The sequence below is a fragment of the Salinibacterium sp. GXW1014 genome (assembly GCF_044769865.1).
Classification (GTDB): Bacteria; Actinomycetota; Actinomycetes; order Actinomycetales; family Microbacteriaceae; genus Homoserinimonas.
On record NZ_JBIZWA010000002.1, the window covers coordinates 569,968 to 591,303 of the forward strand.

Below are 21,336 nucleotides of genomic sequence, written 5' to 3' on the forward strand. Positions count from 1 at the left end.
TCACGCTCGGCGCGTGTCGCCACACGCGGTCACTCGGACGCCGTGCCGAGGCCCCTGAGTGCGGCATTCAGAGCGGAGATGGGCGCGCCGAAAGAGCGCGCGAGTGCCGCGGCTGCCAGCACCTCGTTGAGGCCACTCGCTGTGGCCAGCCCGGCGTCGTCGAGCATGTCCACTGTGCCGAACTCGAGCGCCGAACCGTGGCGCTCCTCGAGGAAGGCCCTGTCGCAGAGGATTCCCTCCACGACGCCGAAATCGCTCGGGCCAGGGATCCCCGCGCCGAACCCGATGGCGCGGCATCCCTCCTCGACCTCTGCCTCTTCCACCATGTGCATCGTGGCCTCGTCCGCCCGGTTGTAGACGCAGGCGACCCGTGCGCCCTCGTAGACCCGGCCAAGCAGATTGACGGCCGCGCCCGAGCCGGAGCTGAGGCAGGCGGCCGACCAGGCGGCCACCGAGGGTGAATAGCGCAGGTCGTCTGCCGAGACGGCGACGATGAGGCACTCCCACTGCTCCGGCACGCGCAGCGCGTCGAGCACCGGCACGCCCGCCGTCGTGTCGCCGCAGGCCATGACCCGTGCGCCTCCTGCGAGCAGCATCGCCTCGGCCAGGTGCGCCGCCCGTCCGGCTTCAGAGCCACCCGCTGTGAGCAGCCACGGAGCGGGCTCGCCGTTCTTGTCGCGGAGCCTCCACGCGAGTTCGATGTCGCTCGCAACCGTGATGGCGTTCTCGCCCGCCCACTGGACGAGCGGATGCCCGGTGCTCCCGGCACTCACGACGAGCACATCCGGCAGCGAATCGGCCACGAGCTCCTGGGCCTCCGGCAGCCCCACGACGAGCCGGGCTCCGATCACGTCGACGAGTTGGGCGAGGTCGGAAGAGTGCTCCCCATCTGAGACGACCGCGACGTCGGCGCCGAGTTCGGTGACCGTATCCGCAACGGCGAAGCCGCGGGCATCCAGTCCGATCATCGCCACTCGCAGGCCGGCCCAGTCATGGTGCCAACTGCGCAGGGCATCCCACCGCTGGCTCATGGCAGGAGCGCAAGCCACTCGATGTAGAAGAGGAACACCCCGCTCGCGACGAAGAGCCCCGCGATGAGCCAGAAGCGCACGACGATCGTGACCTCGGGCCATCCGACCATCTCGAAGTGGTGGTGCAGCGGGCTCGCGCGCCAGATGCGCTTGCCCTTGGTCGCCTTGAAGTAGAGGCGCTGGATGATCACCTGGCCGGTCACGATGACGAAGATGCCGCCCAGGAGCACGAGCAGCAGCTCGGTGCGCGAGAGGATCGCGAGGGCCGCGAGGGCGCCGCCGAGACCGAAGGAGCCGGTGTCGCCCATCATGATCTGTGCGGGCGAGGTGTTCCACCAGAGGAAGCCGATGAGGGCACCGACGATCGAAGCCGCGATCACCGCGAGGTCAAGCGGACTCGAGACGACGTAGCACTGCTCGGCGACGGCAGGGTCGAGCCGCGGTGCGAAGCACGACTGGTTCTGCTGCCAGAAGCCGATGATGATGTACGAGCCGATTGCGAAGATCGATGACCCTGCTGCGAGGCCGTCGAGGCCGTCGGTCAGGTTGACGGCGTTCGACACGCTCGTCGTGATGAGCACCATCCAGGCGATCGCAAGCGCCGTGCCGAGGCCCACGCCGAAGATCGCCGTCAGGTCGAGAAAGGGCAGGTCGCGCGTGAGCGAGATGGCAGTGGATGCGGGGCTCACCCCGTTCTCGTCGCGGTAGCTCAGGGCCAGGCCTGCGAAGACGACGGCGACGATCACGCTGCCGATGATCTTTGCCGGGCCGCTGAGACCGAGGCTGTTCTGCCGCGTGACCTTCATGAAGTCATCGAGGAAGCCGATGAGGCCGAGGCCGACCATCATGAGGATGACCAGCAGCGCCGGCACGGAGGGTGTCTCGCGGCCGACGATATTGCCGAGGAAGTAGCCGACGACGGCCGCCAGGATGAAGACCACACCGCCCATCGAGGGGGTGCCGCGTTTCACGACATGGGTCGTCGGGGTGTCGGCGCGCACGAACTGTCCGAGGTTCATGCGGCGGAAAGTCCGTGCGAAGAGCGGCGTGAGCAGAAGGGAGAACGCGAGGGAGACGCCGCCCGCAACCAAAAGGGGAATCATCGGGCGCCTCCAGGCCGCATGCTGAGGTTGGAGACGATCATCGTCGCCGCTTCCCGGCTCTTCACGAGCACGACATCCCCCGGACGCACGACTTCACGCACTCGATCGTACGCTGCCGTCGCATCCGCCACGAGTACCGACTCTCCATTCCATGAGCCTTCCAAACCCGCCGCGTTGTGGATGTGGCGGGCGTTGTCGCCGACCACGATGAGGGAAGAAACGTTCAATCGCACGACGATGCGCCCGATCCTGTCGTGCGCCTCGCGGTGCAACTCGGCAGCAAGCGCCGCAGAGTCCTCGGTTGCGTGGAGGTCGAGTTCGCCAATGACCGCGACCGTGCGGTGTCCCTCCGTGCCGAACATGGCGAGGGCCTTCAGCGCGGCCGTCACCGACTCGGGTGCCATGGACGCCGAGTCGTCGATCAGCAGGATGTCGCGGCCGGCATCCACTGGGCTCATGATGCCCGCGCCCACCGAACTGAGAGCTTCGAGCGCGGCGACCGCGCTCGTGAGGGGCACGCCGTTGGCGTGTGCCGCCGCGAGGACGCCGAGTGAGTTCTCGGCAAGGTGCTCACCCAGCAGCGAGAGGCGCACATCGGCGCGGTCGGACCCGATGGTCACGGTGTAGTGGGTGCCACCGGTGCTCGCGTGGAGCCCAGCGCCGCGCACCTCGGCCGTCGAGTCGAAGCCGAAGGTCACGAGGCGCGCGCCCGTGAGCCGAGCCGCCTCGACGAGGCGGGCGTCCGAGGCGGGGACCGCCACGATCGACTCGAGATCGAGCGAGGAAAGCACTTCGCCCCACGATTTCTCCGGCGCATCAGGCGTCGCTTCCGAGCTGCCGCGCGAGAGCAGCACGACCGTGCGCCTGAGATCCTGCGACGTCGCATCCAGCACGGCAGCGAGCATGGCAGAGGTCGACGAGCGGCCGACGGTACCGACGACCGTCGCGACGCTCGCGGTCGCCTGCACTATGCCCACCCCGCCTCGCGCAGGGCGGCACGCGCCTCCGCACGAGCGGAGTACGGCGTGCGCACCCCGCGGATGTCACGGTAGTCCTGGTGCCCTGGCCCCGCCCACAGGATCGAGTCACCCTCACGGGCGAGCGACACGGCGTGGCGGATCGCCTGCTCAGGCGGGCTCACCTCGTGCAGTTCGGCCTGGTGCTCGGCGAGGCCGGCACCCTCGATGAGGGTGCTACGGATCGACGCCGGGTCCTCGAAGCGCGGGTGGTGATCGGTGATGACGAGGATGTCAGAGTACTCGGATGCGATGCGACCCATCTCGTGACGCTTGGTCGCGTCGCGGTCACCATCGGCACCGAAGACCATGATCGTGCGGCCGATCGTGAAGCGACGGACCGCCGAAAGGGTGTTGAGGAAGGCGTCGGGACTGTGACCGAAGTCGACGAACACCGCGGGACCGCGCTCGCCCGAGACCCGCTCGGTGCGGCCGGGCAGGTAGGCCTCGATGCCCTCCTGGACCGCGTGTCCGATGGCCTCGAGCTCGAACCCGGCCTCAACAAGCATGACGATCGAGAGTGCCGCGTTCGCCGCCATGTGCCGGCCGATGAGGGGCACGCTCGTCTCGATGGAGCGCCCCTCCGGGCCGGTGAGGCGGAACGAGGTGTACTCCGCCCGCTCCTCAAGGATCTCGACGCCCCACTCGGCATCCGTTCCCTCGGTCGACGCGATCGTCGTCACGGGGATGCGCGACTCATCAACGACACGCTGGCCCCAGGGGGAATCGAGCGAGACGACGCCGCGACGCGCGCGTTCCGGGTCGAAGAAGGCGAGCTTCGCCTCGAAGTACTCGTCCATGTCGGCGTAGTCGTCGAGGTGGTCGTGGCTGAGGTTCGTGAACGAAACGATATCGAAGGAGATGCCGTCCACCCTGTGCTGGCTGAGCGCCTGTGCACTCACCTCGAGCACTGCGGCGCGCACCTCGCTCTCGCGCATCCGTGCGAGCAGGGCGTGGATCTCGCTCGCCTCGGGCGTCGTGAGACGACTCACGACTGTGAGGTCACCGATGTGGCGCTCGGCCGTGGTGCTGAGGCCCGTCACGAGACCCAACTGGCGAAGGATGCCCTCAAGGATGTAGGCCGTCGAGGTCTTGCCGTTCGTGCCCGTGATGCCGAGCATGAGCGGCGGATGCTCGTTGGTCTGGTACAGCCAGGAGGAGACCTCACCCAGCGCGGCCCTCGGCGAGTCGACCAGCACGATGGGAAGTCCGCAGCCTGCGGCGATCTCAGCGCCACGGGCATCCGTCATCAGGGCCACAGCGCCCGAGTCGCGGGCCGCCTCGGCGAACTGGGCACCGTGCGCGGCCGCTCCCGGCATGCCAACGAACAGGTCCCCCGGCTGCACCTCGTTGGAGCGAAGCGTGATTCCCGTCAGTTCGACGCCGTCGAGCGAGCCGATTGACTCCAGTTGGAATTCGGAGACGAGACCCGTCAGTGATCTCGCCGACGGATGTTCCGGGCGAAGGACCGGGGGTATCCGATCAGCCAATGGGTCCTCTTTCTCACCAGGTGGTCGGGAGGCTCGGGGCCGGCTGCGTGGACGGCTCGACACGATAGGTCTTGAGCACCTGGGTCATGATCTTCTGGAAGGTGGGGGCCGCCGCCGCGGAAGTCCTAATTGTATCCGGCTTGACGAAGCTGACGATCACGACGTATTCCGGGTCCTCCGCGGGCGCCATGCCTGCGACGGAGACGACGCGTTCCGAGCTGTAGACGCCGTTGATGGCAAGCTGCGCCGTTCCAGACTTGGCGGCGACACGGTAGCCGGGGATCGTCAGCATGTTGGCGAGGTCTCCGCCGGTGGCGACAGTCTCCATCATGCCGACGACCTGCTCCGCGCTCGACTGCGAGACGACGCTGACGGGCTCCGGCTTCGGCTTCTCGATGACGGTGCCGTCGGGCAGCGTGCACTTGTCCACGAGGGTGAGCGGCAGGCGCACCCCGTCGTTGCCGAGCGCCTGGTAGGCGCCAGCAAGCTGCGCGAGGGTCGAGGCGACGCCCTGCCCGTAGGAGACGTCGTACTTCTGTTGCGAATCCCAGTAGTCCGAGAGAATGCCGGCACTCTCGCCCTGGAAGCCGACCGCGGTCTGCTCTCCAAGGCCGAACTTCTTGAAGTAGTCGTAGCGCACGGAGTTCGAGAGCTTGGTCGAGAGCATCGAGATACCGACGTTCGACGAGTTCTGGATGACGCCCGCCAGCGTCAGTCTCGCATCGGGGTGTGGCACGGCATCCCGCACCTGACCGCCCTCGGGCGTCTGCCACAGCGACGGCACCGTGAGCTGCGTCGCCGGAGTCGCCGCACCCTCCTCGAGGAGCATTGCTGCGCTGAGCGGCTTGAAGGTGGAACCCTGCTCGTAGGCGGCGTTGAATCCGGCGGAACCAAGGTGCTCGACGGGTGTCGCATCGACATTGTTCGGGTCGACGGCCGGCCAATCGGCGAGTGCCATGACGTGGGCATCCTTGACCCGGACAACGATTGCGGATGCGGAGTCGGCCCCGATCGCGAGTGCCTGCTCCGCGAGCCGCTGCGAGGTGAACCACTGCAGGTCGCTGTCGATCGTGAGGGAGAGCGACCCACCGTCGATCGCCTCCTTCGTCACGACAGTGCTCCCGGGGAGTCGCACGCCGTCAACGCCACGCTCATAGGTCGACGTGCCCGGCTCGCTCCTCAGGCAGTCGTTCTCGGTGTATTCCAAACCGTTCTGCGGGCCGTCGGTGCCCTCGAAGCCGACGAGGTTGCCTGCCACCGCGCCGTTCGGGTAGGTGCGGTCTGGCTGGGATTCGAAGTACAACCACGGGATATTGAGTTCTCGCACGGCACGGTACTGCTCGGTGTCGAGATCCTTTGCAAGGATTTCGTAGTTCGACTCGGGGTTGCTCGTGATCTGCATGTACAGGTCGGCTGCGTTGCCACCCGTGACGGCGGCGAGCTCCTCGAGCGCGTCGAGGGTGGTGACCGTTTCGACGGTGTCATCATCGAGCTCGCGCACGAAGGTGTCCTTGACGATCTTCGGCGCGACCGTCACGTTGTAGCGCAGCACCGTATCGGCAAGGATCGTGCCATTCGTGTCGAGGATCTGTCCGCGGATGCCGTGTGTCGTCATCGCGACAGCCCGCTTGTTGACGGATGCCTCATTGAGTTCGTCTGCCCGCACGATCTGGAAGTCGACGAGGCGAACCACGAAGACGGCGACGATCGCGAGCGTCACGAGGATCGCGGTCGCGAGCCTGCGACTACTCATCCGCCTGTCGTTCACTAGCCACCTAGCCCATCAATGGTCGGATCCTGCATTTCGAGAACACCCGTGGTCGTCCCTACTGCGTCACGGGGGCAGGGATGCCTTCCGGGAACGACGGTACAGACTGGTCTGCCCCACCCGGTTGCGCCACGCCCGCCGCGTCGCCTTCTGCCTCGGTAGCCGCTGCGGCAGCGGCAGCGGCGGACTCGGCGGCGAGAAGACCACCCATGTCTGGGATCTCGCCGATCAACTCGTTGGAGATGAGGAGTGTGCCGTTCTCGCCGATGACGCCTCCCGCACCCTCGCTCGCTGCCGTCGGCACGCCGAGCACGGCACCCGTCGCGAGGCTCAGGTAGACGGCGCTCTCATTGCTCACCATTCCGAGAGACTCGGCACGCGCGGCGAGGTTCTGGGGCGAGTTCAGCACGTCGAGCTTCTCACTCAGGATCTGCTCGTCGCGGCTCAACTCCTTGCGATCGGCCTGGAGCGCTGCGATCTCGTAGGCACCGTCAGCGAGGGCGATGCTCAGGAGCAGTTGCGAGACGAGCACGGCGAAGAGGCCGCCGACGACGACCATCGCGTAGGCGAGCCGCGGACGCGAACGGCGCTGCTGGCGTGTCGGCGCGATCTCGATATAGGGGGCCGGCTCCTCGTGTGGGCGTGGCGCCACACGGGCCTGTGCGTGAACGGCGCTCATGCCGCCCTCCTGATGCGTTCGGCGGCGCGGAGCCGCACGGGGATGGCACGTGGGTTGAGTTCGCGCTCCTGTTCGGGCGCGAGTTCTGCACCCCTGACGAGGAGCCGAAGCTCGGGCGCGTGTTCCGGCAACTCCACGGGGAGCCCGGCCGGCGCGCTCGACGTCGAGTGGCTTGCGAGATACCGCTTGACGAGGCGGTCCTCAAGGGACTGGTAGGCGAGCACGACGATGCGACCGCCGACCGCGAGGCTGTCGACGGCGGCTGGGATGGCGCGCTCGAGCACGGCGAGTTCCTGGTTGACCTCGATACGCAGCGCTTGGAAGACACGCTTGGCGGGGTGACCCTTGCGCTGGATCGCAACTGGCGTCGCCTCCGTGATGATGCGCACCAGCTGAGCGGATGTCGTGAGCGGCGTGTGTGCGCGCTCCGCGACGATGCGCTGGGCATAGCGGGGAGCAAGTCGTTCCTCGCCGTAGTCGCGGAAGATCCGGCGAAGCTCGCCCTCTGGGTACTCGGCCAGCACCCGCTCGGCGGTCAGGTCGGAGGTCGAGTCCATGCGCATGTCGAGGGGCGCATCCTTCGAGTAGGAGAAACCCCGCTCCACACGGTCGAGTTGGAGCGAGGAGACGCCGAGGTCGAAGAGGATGCCATGCACCTCCGCGATGCCAAGCCCGTCGAGCGCCTCCTCGAACTCGTCGTAGACGGTGTGGACGAGGTGCACTCGTTCGCCGAAGCGCTCGAGCCGCTTGCCCGCGATGGCGAGCGCCTCGGGGTCGCGGTCGAGCCCGACGAGGGTCAGCCCCGGGAACCGCTCGAGGAGTGCCTCGGAGTGGCCTCCCATGCCGAGGGTCGCGTCGACGACGACCGCGCCGGGTTCGCTGATGGCGGGCGAGAGGAGCTCGATTGTGCGCTCGAGCATGACGGGGGTGTGGATCTCGTTGGCTTCAGTCATGTCATTTCCCGATGCCCCCTCGGTCTGATCCCCATCCGACTCGACCTGCCGCCGGGGAAGTGCGGCAGGGCGTTCGGCTGGGAGTCAGGCCCAGGGCGCTAGAAGAGTCCCGGGATCACCTCCTCCGTGGTGTCGGCAAAAGCACTTTCCTGCTCGGCGTAGTAGGCCTCCCACGCGGCGGTGTCCCAGATCTCGGCGCGGTTGCCCACACCGATGACGGTGAGTTCCCGGTCGAGGCCCGCGTAGGCGCGGAGAGCGGCGGGAATGGTGACGCGGTTCTGGCTGTCCGGCACCTCTGCCGTGGCGCCAGAGAGGAAGAGACGCATGTAGTCGCGGGCTTGCTTGCCCGTGACGGGCGCCTGCCGCATCTTGTCGGCGAGTTCCTCGAACTCACGCGTGCTGAAGACGTAGAGGCAACGCTCCTGGCCGCGAGCGAGCACGACGCCGTTCTCCAACTCCTGGCGGAACTTGGCCGGAAGGATCACTCGACCCTTGTCGTCGAGCTTGGGCGCGTAGGTGCCAAGGAACATCTCGGCACCCCCTTCCACTCCGGCCCAGCTTCGGTATGCCCCACTTTACTCCACTCTCCCCCACTTAACAAGGAAATGGCGAAGGAAAGGCCAATGTTGCCGACAAAGGTGCCCCAAAACACGGGGAAGTAGCGGGTGGAGGAGGGTGGAGGAAAAATCCGCAGTCGCCGGTGTGCGCGCGCACAAAAAAGGGCCGACCCGAAGGTCGACCCTGTTGTGGAGCGGAACTACTGCGTCAGCGTTCGCCCTGTCGGCGCTCCCAGCGCTCGTTCATACGATCCATGAACCCTGCGTGGGACTTGCCGCGAGACGGCCCTGCGACGGGGCTCACTGGAGAGTCCGTACGGCGAGGCGAGGAGATCGCGAGAAGTGCGCCGCCGAAGACGACGATGAAGCCGAGCACGCCGACGACCGGCTGCTTGATGACAACACCGACGACGATCGCCGCGACGCCAGCCAGTGCGATGAGCACGCCGCCCACGAGCAGGCGATAGTTGGGGGCACCCCGACGCTGACTCACTGTCGACACGAAGTCGGCGTCATTCTGATAGAGGCTGCGCTCCATCTCGTCGAGGAGACGCTGCTCACGTTCGGACAGCGGCATGGTGACTCCTCCCGGCGGATCCGTTGAACTGCCACCCCAATTGTATGCCGCTCTCGCTGGCTAGGCTATACGCGTGACTGAGAGTACGCGGATAGTTGAGCAGGTTCAGGCGAACATCGACCGCACTCTCGAGGCCCAGGCGACACAACTGGCCGAGGTCTCCCCCGACCTGAGTCCGTTCGTCGACTGGTCGCGGGAGCTGCTCTCGGGCGGCAAGCGCTTTCGCGCGCTGTTCTGTTACTGGGGGTGGCGTGCAGCGGGAGGCTCCCCGGACGGGCCGCTCGAAGCGATCGTGAATGCCGCGACGGCTCTCGAGTTCTTCCACGCAGCAGCACTCGTGCACGACGACATCATCGACAACTCCGACACGCGGCGAGGGATGCCAGCGGCCCACCGCCGCTTCGAACGCCTCCACCGCGACACGGGTTGGTCGGGCGACGCAGACGCTTTCGGGCGGTCGAGCGCGATCCTCCTCGGCGACCTGCTCCTCGGCTGGAGCGATGAGATCCTCGATGCCGGCCTGCACTCGCTCGGCGATGCATCCGCTGCCCTCGCCGCGCGCCGCGAGTTCAACCGCATGCGTACCGAGGTCACGGCGGGCCAGTATCTCGATGTGCTCGAGGAGCACTCGTGGCGCTCGTGGCCGGATGACTCATTGCTCGAGCGCGCCCAACGGGTGATCGTCTACAAGTCGGCGAAATACAGCGTCGAGGCACCACTCCTGATCGGGGCGGCGCTGAGCGGCGCGAGCATCGAGCAGTCGACGGCGCTTCGCGACTTCGGTCTTCCCCTCGGCATCGCCTACCAGTTGAGGGACGACCTCCTCGGCGTCTATGGCGATCCGGCCGAGACCGGCAAGCCCTCGGGCGACGACCTGCGCGAAGGCAAGCGCACTGTGCTCGTCGCGCAGGCGCGGCGACGGATGCCCGGGCCCTCGACCCGGCTGCTCGATGAGCTCCTCGGCGACCCGGAGCTGAGCGACGAGCAGGTCAGGACCCTCCAGTCAACCCTGCTGCAGAGCGGTGCCGTCGACGACGTGGAGCGGGCGATCCAGCGCAACGCTGACCGCGCCCGCGCGTCACTCGATACGGCATCGATCGACCCCGAGGCCCGGGGACGGCTCATCGAGCTCGTCGAGAAGGTCACGCAGCGCGTCGTCTGACGCGCGACCCCGGCGGCGCCGGCGACGAGTGGGCAGCCGGCCGGATTCAGGCGAGAGCCTGGGCGACCCGTCGAACCTCAGCCTTGCGTCCAGCCCGCAGCGCCTCGATGGGCGAGGTGCCGAGGCTCTCCTCCGGCGAGAGCAGCCAGTCGAGCGCTTCGACGTCACTGAAGCCGGCGTCCGTCAAGACGATGAGGGTGCCCCGCAGCTCTGACAGGGGCTCCCCGTCACGGATGAACAGCTCCGGAACCTGCCACACCCCGTCGATCCTGCGGGCGGCGAGGCTTCGGTCCTCGATGAGGCGGCGCACCTTGCTCACGCCGATCCCGAGTGTCTCCACAAGATCGGGGATGGTCAACCAGCGGATGTCTGTGGCTTCAGTCACAACAAAATCCTGTCAGATATCGCTCCGAGGTTCCGCAACGCCCCGGTCACGAGTCGCGCCAGAGAATGTTACGGATGGGTAAACTCAAGTCACATCTGCACCATCGGTCACATTGGTTGACAGGACTATCCTTCTGTGTCAGTTTGACTGTTACTGCGCAGCACTGAAGTACGAGACCCCGGGGACAGCCATGACCACTCTCACTGATCGAGCCACCTCGCGCGGACTGTTCCGCGACCGCTCTCGCGCCGCTCGCGCGTCACTGTCAACCGTCCCGATCGTCATCGCGTCCTCGCTCGCCATGAGCATGAACCTCACGGGCCCCATCGTGGTCGACACGGAGCGGGCGACGGATCGCGACGATTCCGACTCGCGCTCCCACCTCAGGGAGAACGTGCGCGCCGCATTCGCTGGCGTGAGCGCCAAGAGCGAAGCGACCGCGAGCACCCCTGAGGGTGACTTCGCCTTCGCTGCCGCCCCGGCGACCTACACGGTCAAGGACGGTGATTCCGTCAGCGGCATCGCCGGTCGCTTCGGGCTCTCCACCGCGACGGTGCTCGCGATGAACGGCCTCGGGTGGAAGTCGATCATCCACCCCGGCCAGGTGCTCATGCTGTCGAAGACCGCGGCGCCCGTGGCCGCCACGCCCACTGCGCGCAGCGCGTCGGTCTACACGATCGCCGCAGGCGACACCGTCAGCGGCATCGCCGCCAAGTTCGGAGTCAGCGCGAAGGCCGTGCTTTCCGCGAATGGCCTCAGCGCCCAGTCGATCATCTACCCGGGCCAGAAGCTGACGATCCCGGGCAGCAGCAGCGTCGCATCCGCTACTCCCACCGCGGCGCCCACGCCTGCAGCGACGAACCACACGGTCGTCTCCGGTGAGACCGCCACGTCAATCGCACAACGCCACGGCGTCAGCCTCGGGGCGCTGCTCTCGGCCAACGGCCTGACCGCGTCGAGCACGATCTATGCGGGCCAGAGCCTCGTGATCCCAAGCGTGCAGCCAGCCGGGACTGTCCCGGCAGCGGCGGACGTCGTCGTGCCCATGACCCCGGAGATGGCGGGCCACGCGCGCACGATCGTCGGGGTGGGGCGCTCCCTGGGCGTCGACGATTACGGTCTCGTCATCGCGCTCGCCGCAGCCGCCCAGGAGTCCACCCTGCGCAACCTCGACTGGGGCGACCTCGACTCCGTGGGCCTCTTCCAGCAGCGGCCGAGCGCCGGATGGGGAACCGTCGCTCAGCTCACGACTCCCGACTACGCCGCAAGGCTGTTCTTCGGCGGGCCGAACAACCCCAATGCCGGCGTGACGCGCGGTCTCCTCGACATCCCCGGCTGGCGCGGAATGACCGTGACCCAGGCGGCGCAGGCCGTGCAGATCTCTGCATTCCCCGACGCCTACGCCAAGTGGGAGACCTCGGCGCGGGCATGGCTCGCACAGCTCAGCTGATACCGAGCCGTGATGACCGCGGGTGTTTCGCACCCGGGCGCCCGTGCACGCCAACTCTAGACTTGAGCGGTGAGCACTGTGAGTTCTGACCCGATGATTGGACGTCTGCTCGACGGCCGATACCAGGTGCGCTCACGCATCGCCCGCGGCGGCATGGCGACCGTCTACCTTGCGACCGACCTGAGGCTCGAACGGCGCGTGGCCATCAAGGTCATCCACCCACACCTTGCGGATGACTCGCAGTACCGCCTGCGATTCATCCAGGAAGCCCGGTCTGCCGCGAGGCTCGCCCACCCGAACGTCGTCAACGTCTACGACCAGGGTCAGGATGACGAGACCGCCTACCTCGTGATGGAGTACCTGCCCGGCATCACGCTGCGCGACCTCCTCAACGACCACCGCGTGCTCACGACCGAGCAGGCGTTCGACATCATGGAGGCCGTGCTGAGCGGCCTCGCCGCGGCGCACCGGAGCGGCATCGTGCACCGCGACCTCAAGCCCGAGAACGTGCTCCTCGCCGACGATGGACGCATCAAGATCAGCGACTTCGGGCTCGCGCGCGCCGCATCCGCCGCCACTGCGACCGGCAACGCGCTGCTCGGGACCGTCGCCTACCTCTCCCCCGAGCTCGTCACACGCGGCGTCGCCGACACGCGGAGCGACATCTACGCGATCGGCATCATGCTCTACGAGATGCTCGCGGGCGAGCAGCCCTTCCAAGGTGAACAGCCGTTCCATGTCGCGCAGCAGCATGCGAATGACACGGTGCCGACGCCGAGCACGCTCAACCCGCGAGTGCCGACGGAGCTCGACGAGCTCGTGCTGTGGGCGACCGCGCGCGACCCCGAAGAGCGGCCCCGCGACGCCGGCATCATGCTGAGCCAGTTGCTCGAGACGCAGAGGACGCTCTCGGGACTGGGCAGCGACGACACGACACCCATGCAGCACACGATGGTGCTCCCCATGGCGGTTGGCGGCACCGACGCGACACAGGTCATCGCACCAGTGCAGCCACGCCGCCCGGATGCCGACCTCGGCCCGAACGTCGCCACGCTCAGCGAGAAGAGCGCCAAGCGCAAGTCGCGCGGCGGCTGGCTCGTCGCCCTCGTGCTGCTGCTGGCGGGACTCGCGGCGGGTGCCGGCTGGTACTTCGGCGCGGGGCCCGGCGCGAGCGTCTCGGTTCCCGACGTCGCAGGACTCGAGCCGGCCGCCGCGGTTGAGGCGCTCGAGGCACAGAACCTCGTGGTCGCGGCAGAGAATGCGACGGCCCACAGCCCCACTGTTCCCACAGACAGGATCATTGGCACCGACCCGCCTGTTGGCAGCGCCGTCGAGCACGGTTCGACGGTCACCCTCATCGTCTCGCTGGGTCCGGAGATGCTCCCGATCCCCACGCTTGTCGGCCTGTCGGAGGCGGATGCCCTCGCGGCGATCGCGGATGCGCGGTTCACGGCAGGTGCATCGCGCTATGTCTTCCACGCCGACTCCGCGGAGGGCACCGTGCTCCAGGCGCTCGGCGCGGGAGACGTCGACCTCGCCACCCTTGAGAGCTATGGCGAGCAGCAGGAGATCACGCTGATCGTCTCGCGAGGTCCGATTCCGGATGTCTCCGGCCAGACGGTCGACGATGCGAAGGCCGTCCTCGCCGATGCAGGGCTCACGGGCGTCGAGGCCGTCGAGGAGTACAACGACACGATCGCGGCCGGCCTCCTCATCCGCGCGCAGGCACCGCAGGGCCAGGCAACAGTCCCGGAGGGCGGTGCCGTCGACCTCATCATCTCCAAGGGCATCGAGCAGGTCGCGGTGCCCGACGTCGAGGGTCAGACCTGGCGAACGGCACGGCAGTTGCTCACGGACGCCGGATTCGCAATCAGGTTCAGAAACCCGATTAGCGAGTTCCTCTCCGCTGTGCCGGACAACGCAACAGTGACCTTTGCTGATCCCGCTCCGGGATCGGCCGTCGACAAGGGTTCCACGGTCACCATCGGCCTCGCAGCCGGAGGGTGACGCGTCGCGGACGAACTCAGCTGGCGCTGAGCTCCTCCGCCACGAGGAACGCGAGTTCGAGGGACTGCATGTGGTTGAGTCGCGGGTCGCACAGCGACTCGTAACGCGTCGCGAGGGTCGCCTCGTCGATGAATTCGGAACCGCCCAGGCACTCCGTCACATCATCGCCCGTGAGCTCAATGTGGATACCACCGGGGTGCGTGCCGGCAGCGCGGTGCGCCTCGAAGAAGCCCTTGACCTCATCCATGACGTCATCGAAACGGCGCGTCTTGTAGCCGGTCGGCGTCGTGATGCCGTTGCCGTGCATGGGGTCGGTGACCCAGAGCGGATTGGCATCCATGCCCTTGATCGCTTCGAGGAGGGGCGGGAGGGCGTCGCGAATCTTGCCGGCGCCCATGCGGGTGATGAAGGTGAGCCGCCCGGGCTCGCGCTCGGGGTCGAGCTTGTCGATGATCCTCTTCATCTCTTCGGCGGTCACGCTCGGGCCGAGCTTGATGCCGATCGGGTTGCGAAGACGCGAGAAGAAGTCGATGTGGGCACCATCGAGGTCGCGGGTGCGCTCACCGATCCAGAGGAAGTGCGCCGAGGTGTTGTAGGGCGTGCCCGTGCGCGAATCGATGCGCGTCATGGGGCGCTCGTAGTCCATGAGGAGGCCCTCGTGACTCGAGTAGAACTCGACGCGCTTGAGTTCCTCGAAGTCGGCGCCCGCGGCCTCCATGAATCGGATGGCCTTGTCGATCTCCCGGGCAAGCGCCTCGTACCGCTTGTTGGCGGGGTTCGAGGCAAAACCGCGGTTCCAGCTGTGCACCTCGCGCAAGTCGGCGAAGCCACCCTGCGTGAAGGCACGGATGAGGTTGAGCGTCGACGCGGAGGTGTGGTACCCCTGCACGAGCCGACGGGGATCCGCCTCGCGCGACTCGGGCGTGAAGTCGTAGCCGTTGACGATGTCGCCGCGGTAGGCGGGAAGGGTGACGTCGCCACGGGTCTCGGTGTCGCTCGACCGCGGCTTGGCGAACTGGCCTGCCATGCGCCCCATCTTGACGATCGGCATCGAGGCGCCGTAGGTGAGCACGACCGCCATCTGGAGGATCGTCTTCACGCGGTCGCGGATCTGGTCAGCCGTGGCACCCGAGAAGGTCTCGGCGCAGTCACCGCCCTGCAGCAGGAATGCCTTGCCGGCAGCCGCTTCCGCCAGCCGCGTGCGCAGCTGGTCAACCTCGCCCGCAAACACGAGTGGCGGCAGCGAGGCGATCTCGTCAGAGGCTGCGCCGACCGCGTCGACGTCGGGCCACTGTGGCTGCTGCTTGATGGGAAGCGTGCGCCAATAGTCGAGACCTGCGAGCACTGAGGGATCTGCTTGCACGACGGGTTCTTCAGACGACTTGGCCACGGGGTTCCTATTCGAGTGAACAATGAGATGCCGGGCGTCCCTGCCCGGTTGCGGCAAGTTTACTGGACGTCGTGGGCGACGGCGTCCACGTCAGCGGCTGAGGGAGCCGCGCTTCTCCTTAACCGACGACGCGTACACGTCGGAATACTCCTGTTCGCCAAGGCGCATGAGTTCGTAGACAATCTCGTCGGTGATCGACCTCAGGATGAAGCGATCGCCCTCCATGCCCTCGAACCGTGAGAAATCGAGCGGCTTGCCGATGATGACGCCGATACGACGCACCTTGGGAATCCGAGTGCCGATGGGCATGACCTTCTCGGTGTCGACCATGACGACGGGCACGACGGGCACCCCGCCCTCGAGGATCATCCGGGCGACACCAGTGCGACCGCGATAGAGCTTGCCGTCAGGGCTTCGGGTGCCTTCAGGGTAGATGCCAAGCACCTCGCCCCTCGCCAGTACGCCAAGGCCCGTATTGAGGGATGCCTCGCTCGCCTTGCCGCCCGAGCGGTCGATGGGCAGCATCCCCGTTGCCGTCAGGAAGTTCTTGATCGCCCAGCCCTTCAGGCCCTTGGCGGTGTAGTAGTCACTCTTCGCGAGAAAGCTGATGCGCCGATCCATGACGAGCGGCAGGAAGACCGAGTCGATGAAGGAGAGGTGATTGCTCGCGAGGATCACGCCGCCCGTCTCCGGGATGTTCTCGTGCCCCACCACCCACGGCCTGAACACGGTGCGCAGGATCGGGCCTGCGACCAGGTTCTTCATGAACCAATAGAACATCGAGACCTCTCTACTGCAGTGGCTCGAACACTCTAGCGCGAGCGGAAGTGCAGCCGGGCAAGGTCGGCCGCCCCCACGACGCCAGCGTCATTGACGAGCTGTGCCGTGACGAACTTCGGCTCGGGGTGATAGCCACGAGCAGGCAGATGGGCGAGGTACGCCTCACGGATGGGCGCCAGCAGCAACTCCCCCGCGGCAGCGACGCCGCCACCGAAGACGAAGAGTCGCGGATCGAGCACGGCCCCGAGCGATGCGCAGGCCTGGCCGAGCCAGCCGCCCAGCTCTCGAAGCGCCTGGACGGCGCCAGGATCGTCAGCAGCGATCAGCTCGGCGACATCCTCACCGCGGAGTGTGCCGTTCTGCTCGCGGAGCTCGGCGAGGCGCAATCCGATTCCGCCCACGTCGGCAATCTCGTTGGCCATGCGCAGGAGCGCGCGACCCGAGCCGTATTGCTCGATGCATCCGCGTGCCCCGCAGCCGCACGGGAGGCCGCCGGGGACCACCCGCAGGTGGCCGAGCTCAGCACCCGCCCCGAAACCACCGCGCATCAGGTGGCCGCCGGCGACGACCGCTCCCCCAACACCCGTGCCAATCGTGAGCATCGTCATGTCGTCGACACCGCGACCCGCGCCGAAGCGGAACTCGGCCCACCCCGCGGCATTCGCGTCGTTGTCGATCGTGACGTCGAGGTCGAGCTCTGCCATGAGGCGGTCACGGAACGGCTCGTTTCGCCAGCTGATGTTGGGCGCGTAATAGACGGTCGACTGCTGTTCGTCGATGAAGCCCGCCGCCGCGACGCCCGCAGCCATGACATCGTGCCCCTCAGCGAGGCGCGTGATCATGCCGACCACCACCTCGACGATCTCGGCGGGACTGCCGGCTGGCGTCGGCGAGCGGTCGGAGCGCAGGATCGTGCCGTCTTCGGCGACGAGTGCTCCCGCGATCTTGGTGCCGCCGATGTCAATTCCGACTGCATGCATCGAGAATCCTCACTTCAAGGGCCGAGGGTGGACGACGCTCGCAGCCAACGGTGCGATGCGCGATAACGGTGTTCGCTGATGCGTTCCGTCCAGTGTAGGGATTCGACAACGGCATCGAGACTGGGAGCCCGCTGCGAGTAGGGTATATCGAATACCCGCACCCTCTGAGGTACCGAAGGAGTTGCCGTGAAAGAGTACAGCGTGCCCGCATTGGTTGAGGCAGACCCGAATGCGAACACCACCGACCTGTTGGTTGAGCGGGTGAAGCAGACACCAGATAAAGCGCTCTTCGCCATCCCCCAGCCTGACGGCTCGTGGAAGGACGTCTCGTGCCGCGAGTTCGAGCGCCAGGTGATCGCCCTGGCGAAGGGCTTCGTCGCAGCAGGCATCGAGCCGGGCGACCGCATCGCCCTGATGGCGAAGACCCGCTATGAGTGGAGCCTCATCGACTTCGCAGCCTGGTACGCGGGTGCCATGCTCGTGCCCATCTACGAGACCTCCGCGCCCGCGCAGATCCAGTGGTACCTCTCCGATTCCAACGCCGTCGCGTTCTTCGGCGAGACACCCGACCACTTCGCACGCTTCGACGAGGTGCGCGCTGACCTGCCGCTGGTTCGCAGCGTGTGGCAGATCGACCTCGGCGACATCGACAAGCTCTCCGCCTCAGGCTCCGCCGTCACCGACGAGGAGATCGAGCGCCGCCGCTCGATCGCCAAGGCAGACGACATTGCCACGATCATCTACACCTCCGGCACGACCGGCAAGCCGAAGGGCGTCCGGCTCAACCACGCGAACTTCTACGAGCTCGCGCGCAACAGCCGTCTGAACATGCCCGAGGTCATGCACGATGCCTCGAGCACCGTGCTGTTCATCACCCTCGCCCACGTCTTCGCACGCTTCATCTCGGTGCTGAGCATCCACGGCGGCGTGAAGGTGGGCCACGAGCCAGACACCAAGAAGCTGCTGCAGGCGCTGGGAAGCTTCAAGCCGACCTTCCTCCTCGCGGTTCCCCGCGTCTTCGAGAAGGTCTACAACGCCTCCGAGCAGAAGGCTGAGGCCGGCGGCAAGGGCAAGATCTTCCACGCCGCTGCTGCAACGGCGATCGAGTACTCGAAGGCGCTCGACACCGGTCGCATCCCGCTCGGGCTCAAGCTCAAGTTCAAGGTGCTCGACAGGCTCGTGCTCTCGAAGCTGCGCGCGGCGATGGGTGGCCGAGTCGAGTACGCCGTCTCCGGCTCCGCTCCCCTCGGGCTCCGCCTCGGGCACTTCTACCGCGCCCTCGGCCTCACGATTCTCGAGGGCTACGGGCTGACCGAGACGACGGCCCCCGTGACGGTCAACCTCGTCAAGAAGTTCAAGATCGGCACGGTCGGGCCGGCCGTCCCCGGCAACGCCATCCGTATCAGCGATGACGGAGAGGTGCAGGCCAAGGGCGTCAGCGTGTTCCCCGGCTACTGGAACAACGACGCGGCCACGGCAGAGTCGTTCGACGGCGAATGGTTCAAGACTGGCGACATCGGCGAGATCGATGCCGATGGTTACCTCGTCATCACGGGCCGCAAGAAGGAGATCATCGTGACGGCCGGCGGCAAGAACGTCGCTCCCGCCGCGCTCGAAGACCCCATCCGGGCCAACCCGATCGTGGGCCAGGTCGTCGTGGTCGGCGACCAGAAGCCCTTCGTCTCGGCGCTCATCACGCTGGACGAGGAGATGCTCCCGGTGTGGCTCAACAACGCCGGCGAGGACGCCACCATGAATGCAGCACAGGCGGCGAAGAACCCGAAGGTCATCGCCGAGGTGCAGGGCGCGATCGACGCGGCCAACGCGACCGTCTCGCGCGCCGAGTCCATCCGCAAGTTCACGATCCTCGAGCGCGAGCTCACCGAGGCGAGTGGCCACCTCACGCCGAAGCTGTCGGTCAAGCGCGACCGCGTGATCGCCGACTTCGCCGATGTCATCGAGAGCATGTACAGCGGCACCCCCGCGACGGAGGGCATCTCGGTCAGCGGCTGATACACCGAGCAACACAAGGGGCCCGCATGCCTGGCATGCGGGCCCCTTGTCGTTCAGGAAACGCGTGGAGAGAGCGGACGCGCTCGCTTAGAACCAGTCCGACTCGCGGATGGCACGCATGGCCTCACGCTTGGTGTCCTTGTCGAGCCCGTCGATGTAGAGCTCGCCGTTCAGATGATCAGTCTCATGCTGCAGCGCCTGCGCCATCGTGCCCGTGCCGCTGAGCTCGACGGGCTTGCCGTCGAGGTCGACACCGCGCACCCTCGCGAAGGGGTAGCGACGGCGCTTGAAGTAGAGTCCGGGCACCGAGAGGCATCCCTCGTCGACGAGCTCGGGTTCCCCCGACACCTCGACCAGCTCGGGGTTGATGACGTAGCCGATGCGGCCGTCGACGTTGTAGCTGAACACGCGCAGGTTCACGCCGATCTGCGGCGCCGCGACGCCCGCGCGGCCCGGAACCTTGACGGAGTCGATGAGGTCCTCCACGAGGCCGCTCACATCGACGCCGGGGCCGACGGGGTCAGACACCGTCTTGAGCACGGGGTCTCCGAAGATCCTGATCTGGCGTACGGTCATGTGGTCCTCCAGTGGGCGTCAGCTGCCGCGACGCACAGGAAGACCGTCCATGACGAGCGCGGCGAGGCGCCGGGCGGCGTCGCGGGTCAGGGGCTTGAGCGTTGCGTAGTCGATGACGGAGCCGGCAGCGAGCTGTGGGTCGTAGGGAATTCGGACGATCTCGCGGACACGAGACTGGAAGTGGGACTCGATCTCGTCGAGCTTGATGAGGTTGGTGCCCTGCGTCGCCGTGTTGATGACGACAACCGCGTTGCGCACGAGCTCGGAATAGCCGTTGGACTCGAGCCAGGTGAGCGTCTCGGATGCGAGGCGGGCCTCGTCGACGCTGCCGCCCGAGACGATGACGATCGAGTCCGCGCGCTGAAGCGTCGCGCGCATGACGGAGTGGACGATGCCCGTGCCGCAATCCGTCAAGGCGATCGAGTAGAACCGCGCTGCGAGGTCAGCGACCACGTTGTAGTCGTTCTCGTCGAAGGCCTCCGAGAGCAGCGGATCGGTGTCGGAGGCGAGGATATCGAGTCGCGTGTCGTCTCGCGAGACCATCATCGAGAAGTCGTTGAAGCTCGTGATCGACGCCGCCTGCGTGACGACATCGCGCACGGTCGACCTGGTCTGCTTGTTGATGCGTTCGGCGAGCGTTCCCCTGTCGGGGTTGGCATCGATCGCGATGATGCGATCCTCACGAACATCCGAGAGGGCCATGCCCAGCAGCGCCGTGACGGTGGTCTTGCCGACGCCGCCCTTGCGCGTGAGCACTGGGACGAAGCGCGTGCCGCCCTCGAACTGCTTGTCGATGCGCGCCTCGAGTTCCTTGCGCTGGCGTGCCTTCGGCGAATCGCCCAGGTTCACGAGGTGCAGCGTCGCGGTGTAGACGAAGGACTGCCACGCTCCCTCGGGTGCGGGCCGACGGCGCTTCTTGACGTCGATGAGGCGATCGGCAGTCAGCATGCTGGCCGACTCCGGCGACATCGAGACCTCGCCACGGAGTCGGTCGCGCCTGCTCTGGCTATCCGAGGATCGGTCCTCGCGTGCCGGCAGCGGCGGCACGTCGACGGCGTCGTCCACCCCGTCATCGTCGTCGGCCGGCTCGAGGAGCTCGGGGGCGACGCTAATCGAGAGGTTGCTGGCATCCACGCCCGCCAGCAGACCAGGACTCACCGGCTCGTCGGAGATCCTGACCGCCAGCTCATCTTCGGGAACCGTGCGCACTGGGGCTGGAAGGTCGACGTTCACCGTGAGGCTGGGCGGCACCTCGGCAGCGAGGTCATCTCCCCCGTCTTCCAACAGCACGGAGTCTGCGACATCCGACGCACCCTCCTGCTCGCCAGCGAAGTCGCGCCCACGGGTCGCGTCGTCAGCATCGCCTGATGCACCGCGCTTGACCGCCACAGAAGCATTCCTTTCGCCTGAGACCAACGA

General features: G+C 66.9%; 19 protein-coding genes. 4 read left to right on the forward strand and 15 right to left on the reverse strand.

What is annotated here, in order from left to right; genetic code table 11:
* Positions 1-29 precede the first annotated feature (29 nt).
* The 9 genes from ACIQK7_RS12470 to ACIQK7_RS12510 form a co-directional block, all read right to left on the reverse strand.
* The gene (locus ACIQK7_RS12470; RefSeq protein ID WP_403025346.1) at positions 30-1,031 is read right to left on the reverse strand and encodes a hypothetical protein; all 1,002 of its coding nucleotides are present in this window, start codon (positions 1,029-1,031) and stop codon (positions 30-32) included.
* Positions 1,028-2,134 carry a phospho-N-acetylmuramoyl-pentapeptide-transferase gene (gene mraY / locus ACIQK7_RS12475; RefSeq protein ID WP_403025348.1) on the reverse strand — a complete coding sequence of 369 codons (1,107 nt, stop codon included), beginning with the start codon at positions 2,132-2,134 and terminating at the stop codon, positions 1,028-1,030. The genes ACIQK7_RS12470 and mraY overlap by 4 nt, the downstream gene beginning before the upstream one ends.
* Positions 2,131-3,111 (reverse strand): Mur ligase family protein, encoded by a 981-nt coding sequence (locus tag ACIQK7_RS12480; protein ID WP_403025351.1) that lies wholly within the window; start codon positions 3,109-3,111, stop codon positions 2,131-2,133. Before ACIQK7_RS12480 ends, mraY begins: the two co-directional genes overlap by 4 nt.
* Positions 3,102-4,640 (reverse strand): Mur ligase family protein, encoded by a 1,539-nt coding sequence (locus ACIQK7_RS12485; protein ID WP_403025353.1) that lies wholly within the window; start codon positions 4,638-4,640, stop codon positions 3,102-3,104. The genes ACIQK7_RS12480 and ACIQK7_RS12485 overlap by 10 nt, the downstream gene beginning before the upstream one ends.
* Before the next feature lie 13 nt (positions 4,641-4,653).
* The gene (locus ACIQK7_RS12490; RefSeq protein WP_403025356.1) at positions 4,654-6,393 is read right to left on the reverse strand and encodes a peptidoglycan D,D-transpeptidase FtsI family protein; all 1,740 of its coding nucleotides are present in this window, start codon (positions 6,391-6,393) and stop codon (positions 4,654-4,656) included.
* Positions 6,394-6,466: 73 nt separating this feature from the next.
* Positions 6,467-7,087 (reverse strand): hypothetical protein, encoded by a 621-nt coding sequence (locus tag ACIQK7_RS12495; RefSeq protein ID WP_403025358.1) that lies wholly within the window; start codon positions 7,085-7,087, stop codon positions 6,467-6,469.
* A complete protein-coding gene (gene rsmH, locus ACIQK7_RS12500; RefSeq protein ID WP_403025361.1) occupies positions 7,084-8,040 on the reverse strand; it encodes a 16S rRNA (cytosine(1402)-N(4))-methyltransferase RsmH in 957 nt (318 codons plus the stop codon). Before rsmH ends, ACIQK7_RS12495 begins: the two co-directional genes overlap by 4 nt.
* Before the next feature lie 98 nt (positions 8,041-8,138).
* Complete coding sequence (gene mraZ / locus ACIQK7_RS12505; RefSeq protein ID WP_147721084.1) at positions 8,139-8,570, reverse strand: division/cell wall cluster transcriptional repressor MraZ; 432 nt, start codon at positions 8,568-8,570, stop codon at positions 8,139-8,141.
* A gap of 235 nt (positions 8,571-8,805) precedes the next feature.
* Positions 8,806-9,174: a DUF3040 domain-containing protein gene (locus ACIQK7_RS12510; RefSeq protein ID WP_403025364.1), complete on the reverse strand. Its 369-nt coding sequence runs from the start codon at positions 9,172-9,174 to the stop codon at positions 8,806-8,808.
* A gap of 73 nt (positions 9,175-9,247) precedes the next feature.
* On the opposite strand from ACIQK7_RS12510, the gene ACIQK7_RS12515 reads away from it, so the two are divergent.
* Complete coding sequence (locus ACIQK7_RS12515; protein ID WP_403025367.1) at positions 9,248-10,336, forward strand: polyprenyl synthetase family protein; 1,089 nt, start codon at positions 9,248-9,250, stop codon at positions 10,334-10,336.
* Positions 10,337-10,382: 46 nt separating this feature from the next.
* Here ACIQK7_RS12515 and ACIQK7_RS12520 read toward each other — a convergent pair whose 3' ends face one another.
* The gene (locus ACIQK7_RS12520) at positions 10,383-10,721 is read right to left on the reverse strand and encodes an Rv2175c family DNA-binding protein (protein WP_325208837.1); all 339 of its coding nucleotides are present in this window, start codon (positions 10,719-10,721) and stop codon (positions 10,383-10,385) included.
* A gap of 190 nt (positions 10,722-10,911) precedes the next feature.
* Between ACIQK7_RS12520 and ACIQK7_RS12525 the strand changes: the two genes are divergently transcribed.
* On the forward strand, positions 10,912-12,171 hold the full coding sequence (locus ACIQK7_RS12525) for a LysM peptidoglycan-binding domain-containing protein (protein ID WP_403025371.1): 1,260 nt from the start codon (positions 10,912-10,914) through the stop codon (positions 12,169-12,171).
* A 69-nt stretch (positions 12,172-12,240) separates the two neighbouring features.
* A complete protein-coding gene (gene pknB, locus ACIQK7_RS12530) occupies positions 12,241-14,178 on the forward strand; it encodes a Stk1 family PASTA domain-containing Ser/Thr kinase (RefSeq protein WP_403025374.1) in 1,938 nt (645 codons plus the stop codon).
* Between the two features lie 16 nt (positions 14,179-14,194).
* Here the strand turns inward: pknB and ACIQK7_RS12535 are convergent, their stop codons facing one another.
* The 3 genes from ACIQK7_RS12535 to ACIQK7_RS12545 form a co-directional block, all read right to left on the reverse strand.
* Positions 14,195-15,523 carry a class II 3-deoxy-7-phosphoheptulonate synthase gene (locus ACIQK7_RS12535; protein ID WP_403025709.1) on the reverse strand — a complete coding sequence of 443 codons (1,329 nt, stop codon included), beginning with the start codon at positions 15,521-15,523 and terminating at the stop codon, positions 14,195-14,197.
* A gap of 135 nt (positions 15,524-15,658) precedes the next feature.
* Positions 15,659-16,348: a lysophospholipid acyltransferase family protein gene (locus tag ACIQK7_RS12540; protein WP_403025376.1), complete on the reverse strand. Its 690-nt coding sequence runs from the start codon at positions 16,346-16,348 to the stop codon at positions 15,659-15,661.
* A gap of 32 nt (positions 16,349-16,380) precedes the next feature.
* Positions 16,381-17,328, reverse strand: coding sequence for an ROK family glucokinase (locus ACIQK7_RS12545; RefSeq protein ID WP_403025378.1), 948 nt, complete (start codon positions 17,326-17,328; stop codon positions 16,381-16,383).
* Between the two features lie 186 nt (positions 17,329-17,514).
* Between ACIQK7_RS12545 and ACIQK7_RS12550 the strand changes: the two genes are divergently transcribed.
* Positions 17,515-19,341 carry an AMP-dependent synthetase/ligase gene (locus ACIQK7_RS12550; RefSeq protein WP_403025381.1) on the forward strand — a complete coding sequence of 609 codons (1,827 nt, stop codon included), beginning with the start codon at positions 17,515-17,517 and terminating at the stop codon, positions 19,339-19,341.
* Between the two features lie 87 nt (positions 19,342-19,428).
* Here the strand turns inward: ACIQK7_RS12550 and ACIQK7_RS12555 are convergent, their stop codons facing one another.
* The gene (locus tag ACIQK7_RS12555; protein WP_403025384.1) at positions 19,429-19,917 is read right to left on the reverse strand and encodes a peptide deformylase; all 489 of its coding nucleotides are present in this window, start codon (positions 19,915-19,917) and stop codon (positions 19,429-19,431) included.
* An 18-nt stretch (positions 19,918-19,935) separates the two neighbouring features.
* Positions 19,936-21,306 (reverse strand): AAA family ATPase, encoded by a 1,371-nt coding sequence (locus tag ACIQK7_RS12560; RefSeq protein ID WP_403025387.1) that lies wholly within the window; start codon positions 21,304-21,306, stop codon positions 19,936-19,938.
* Between the last annotated feature and the right edge of the window lie 30 nt (positions 21,307-21,336).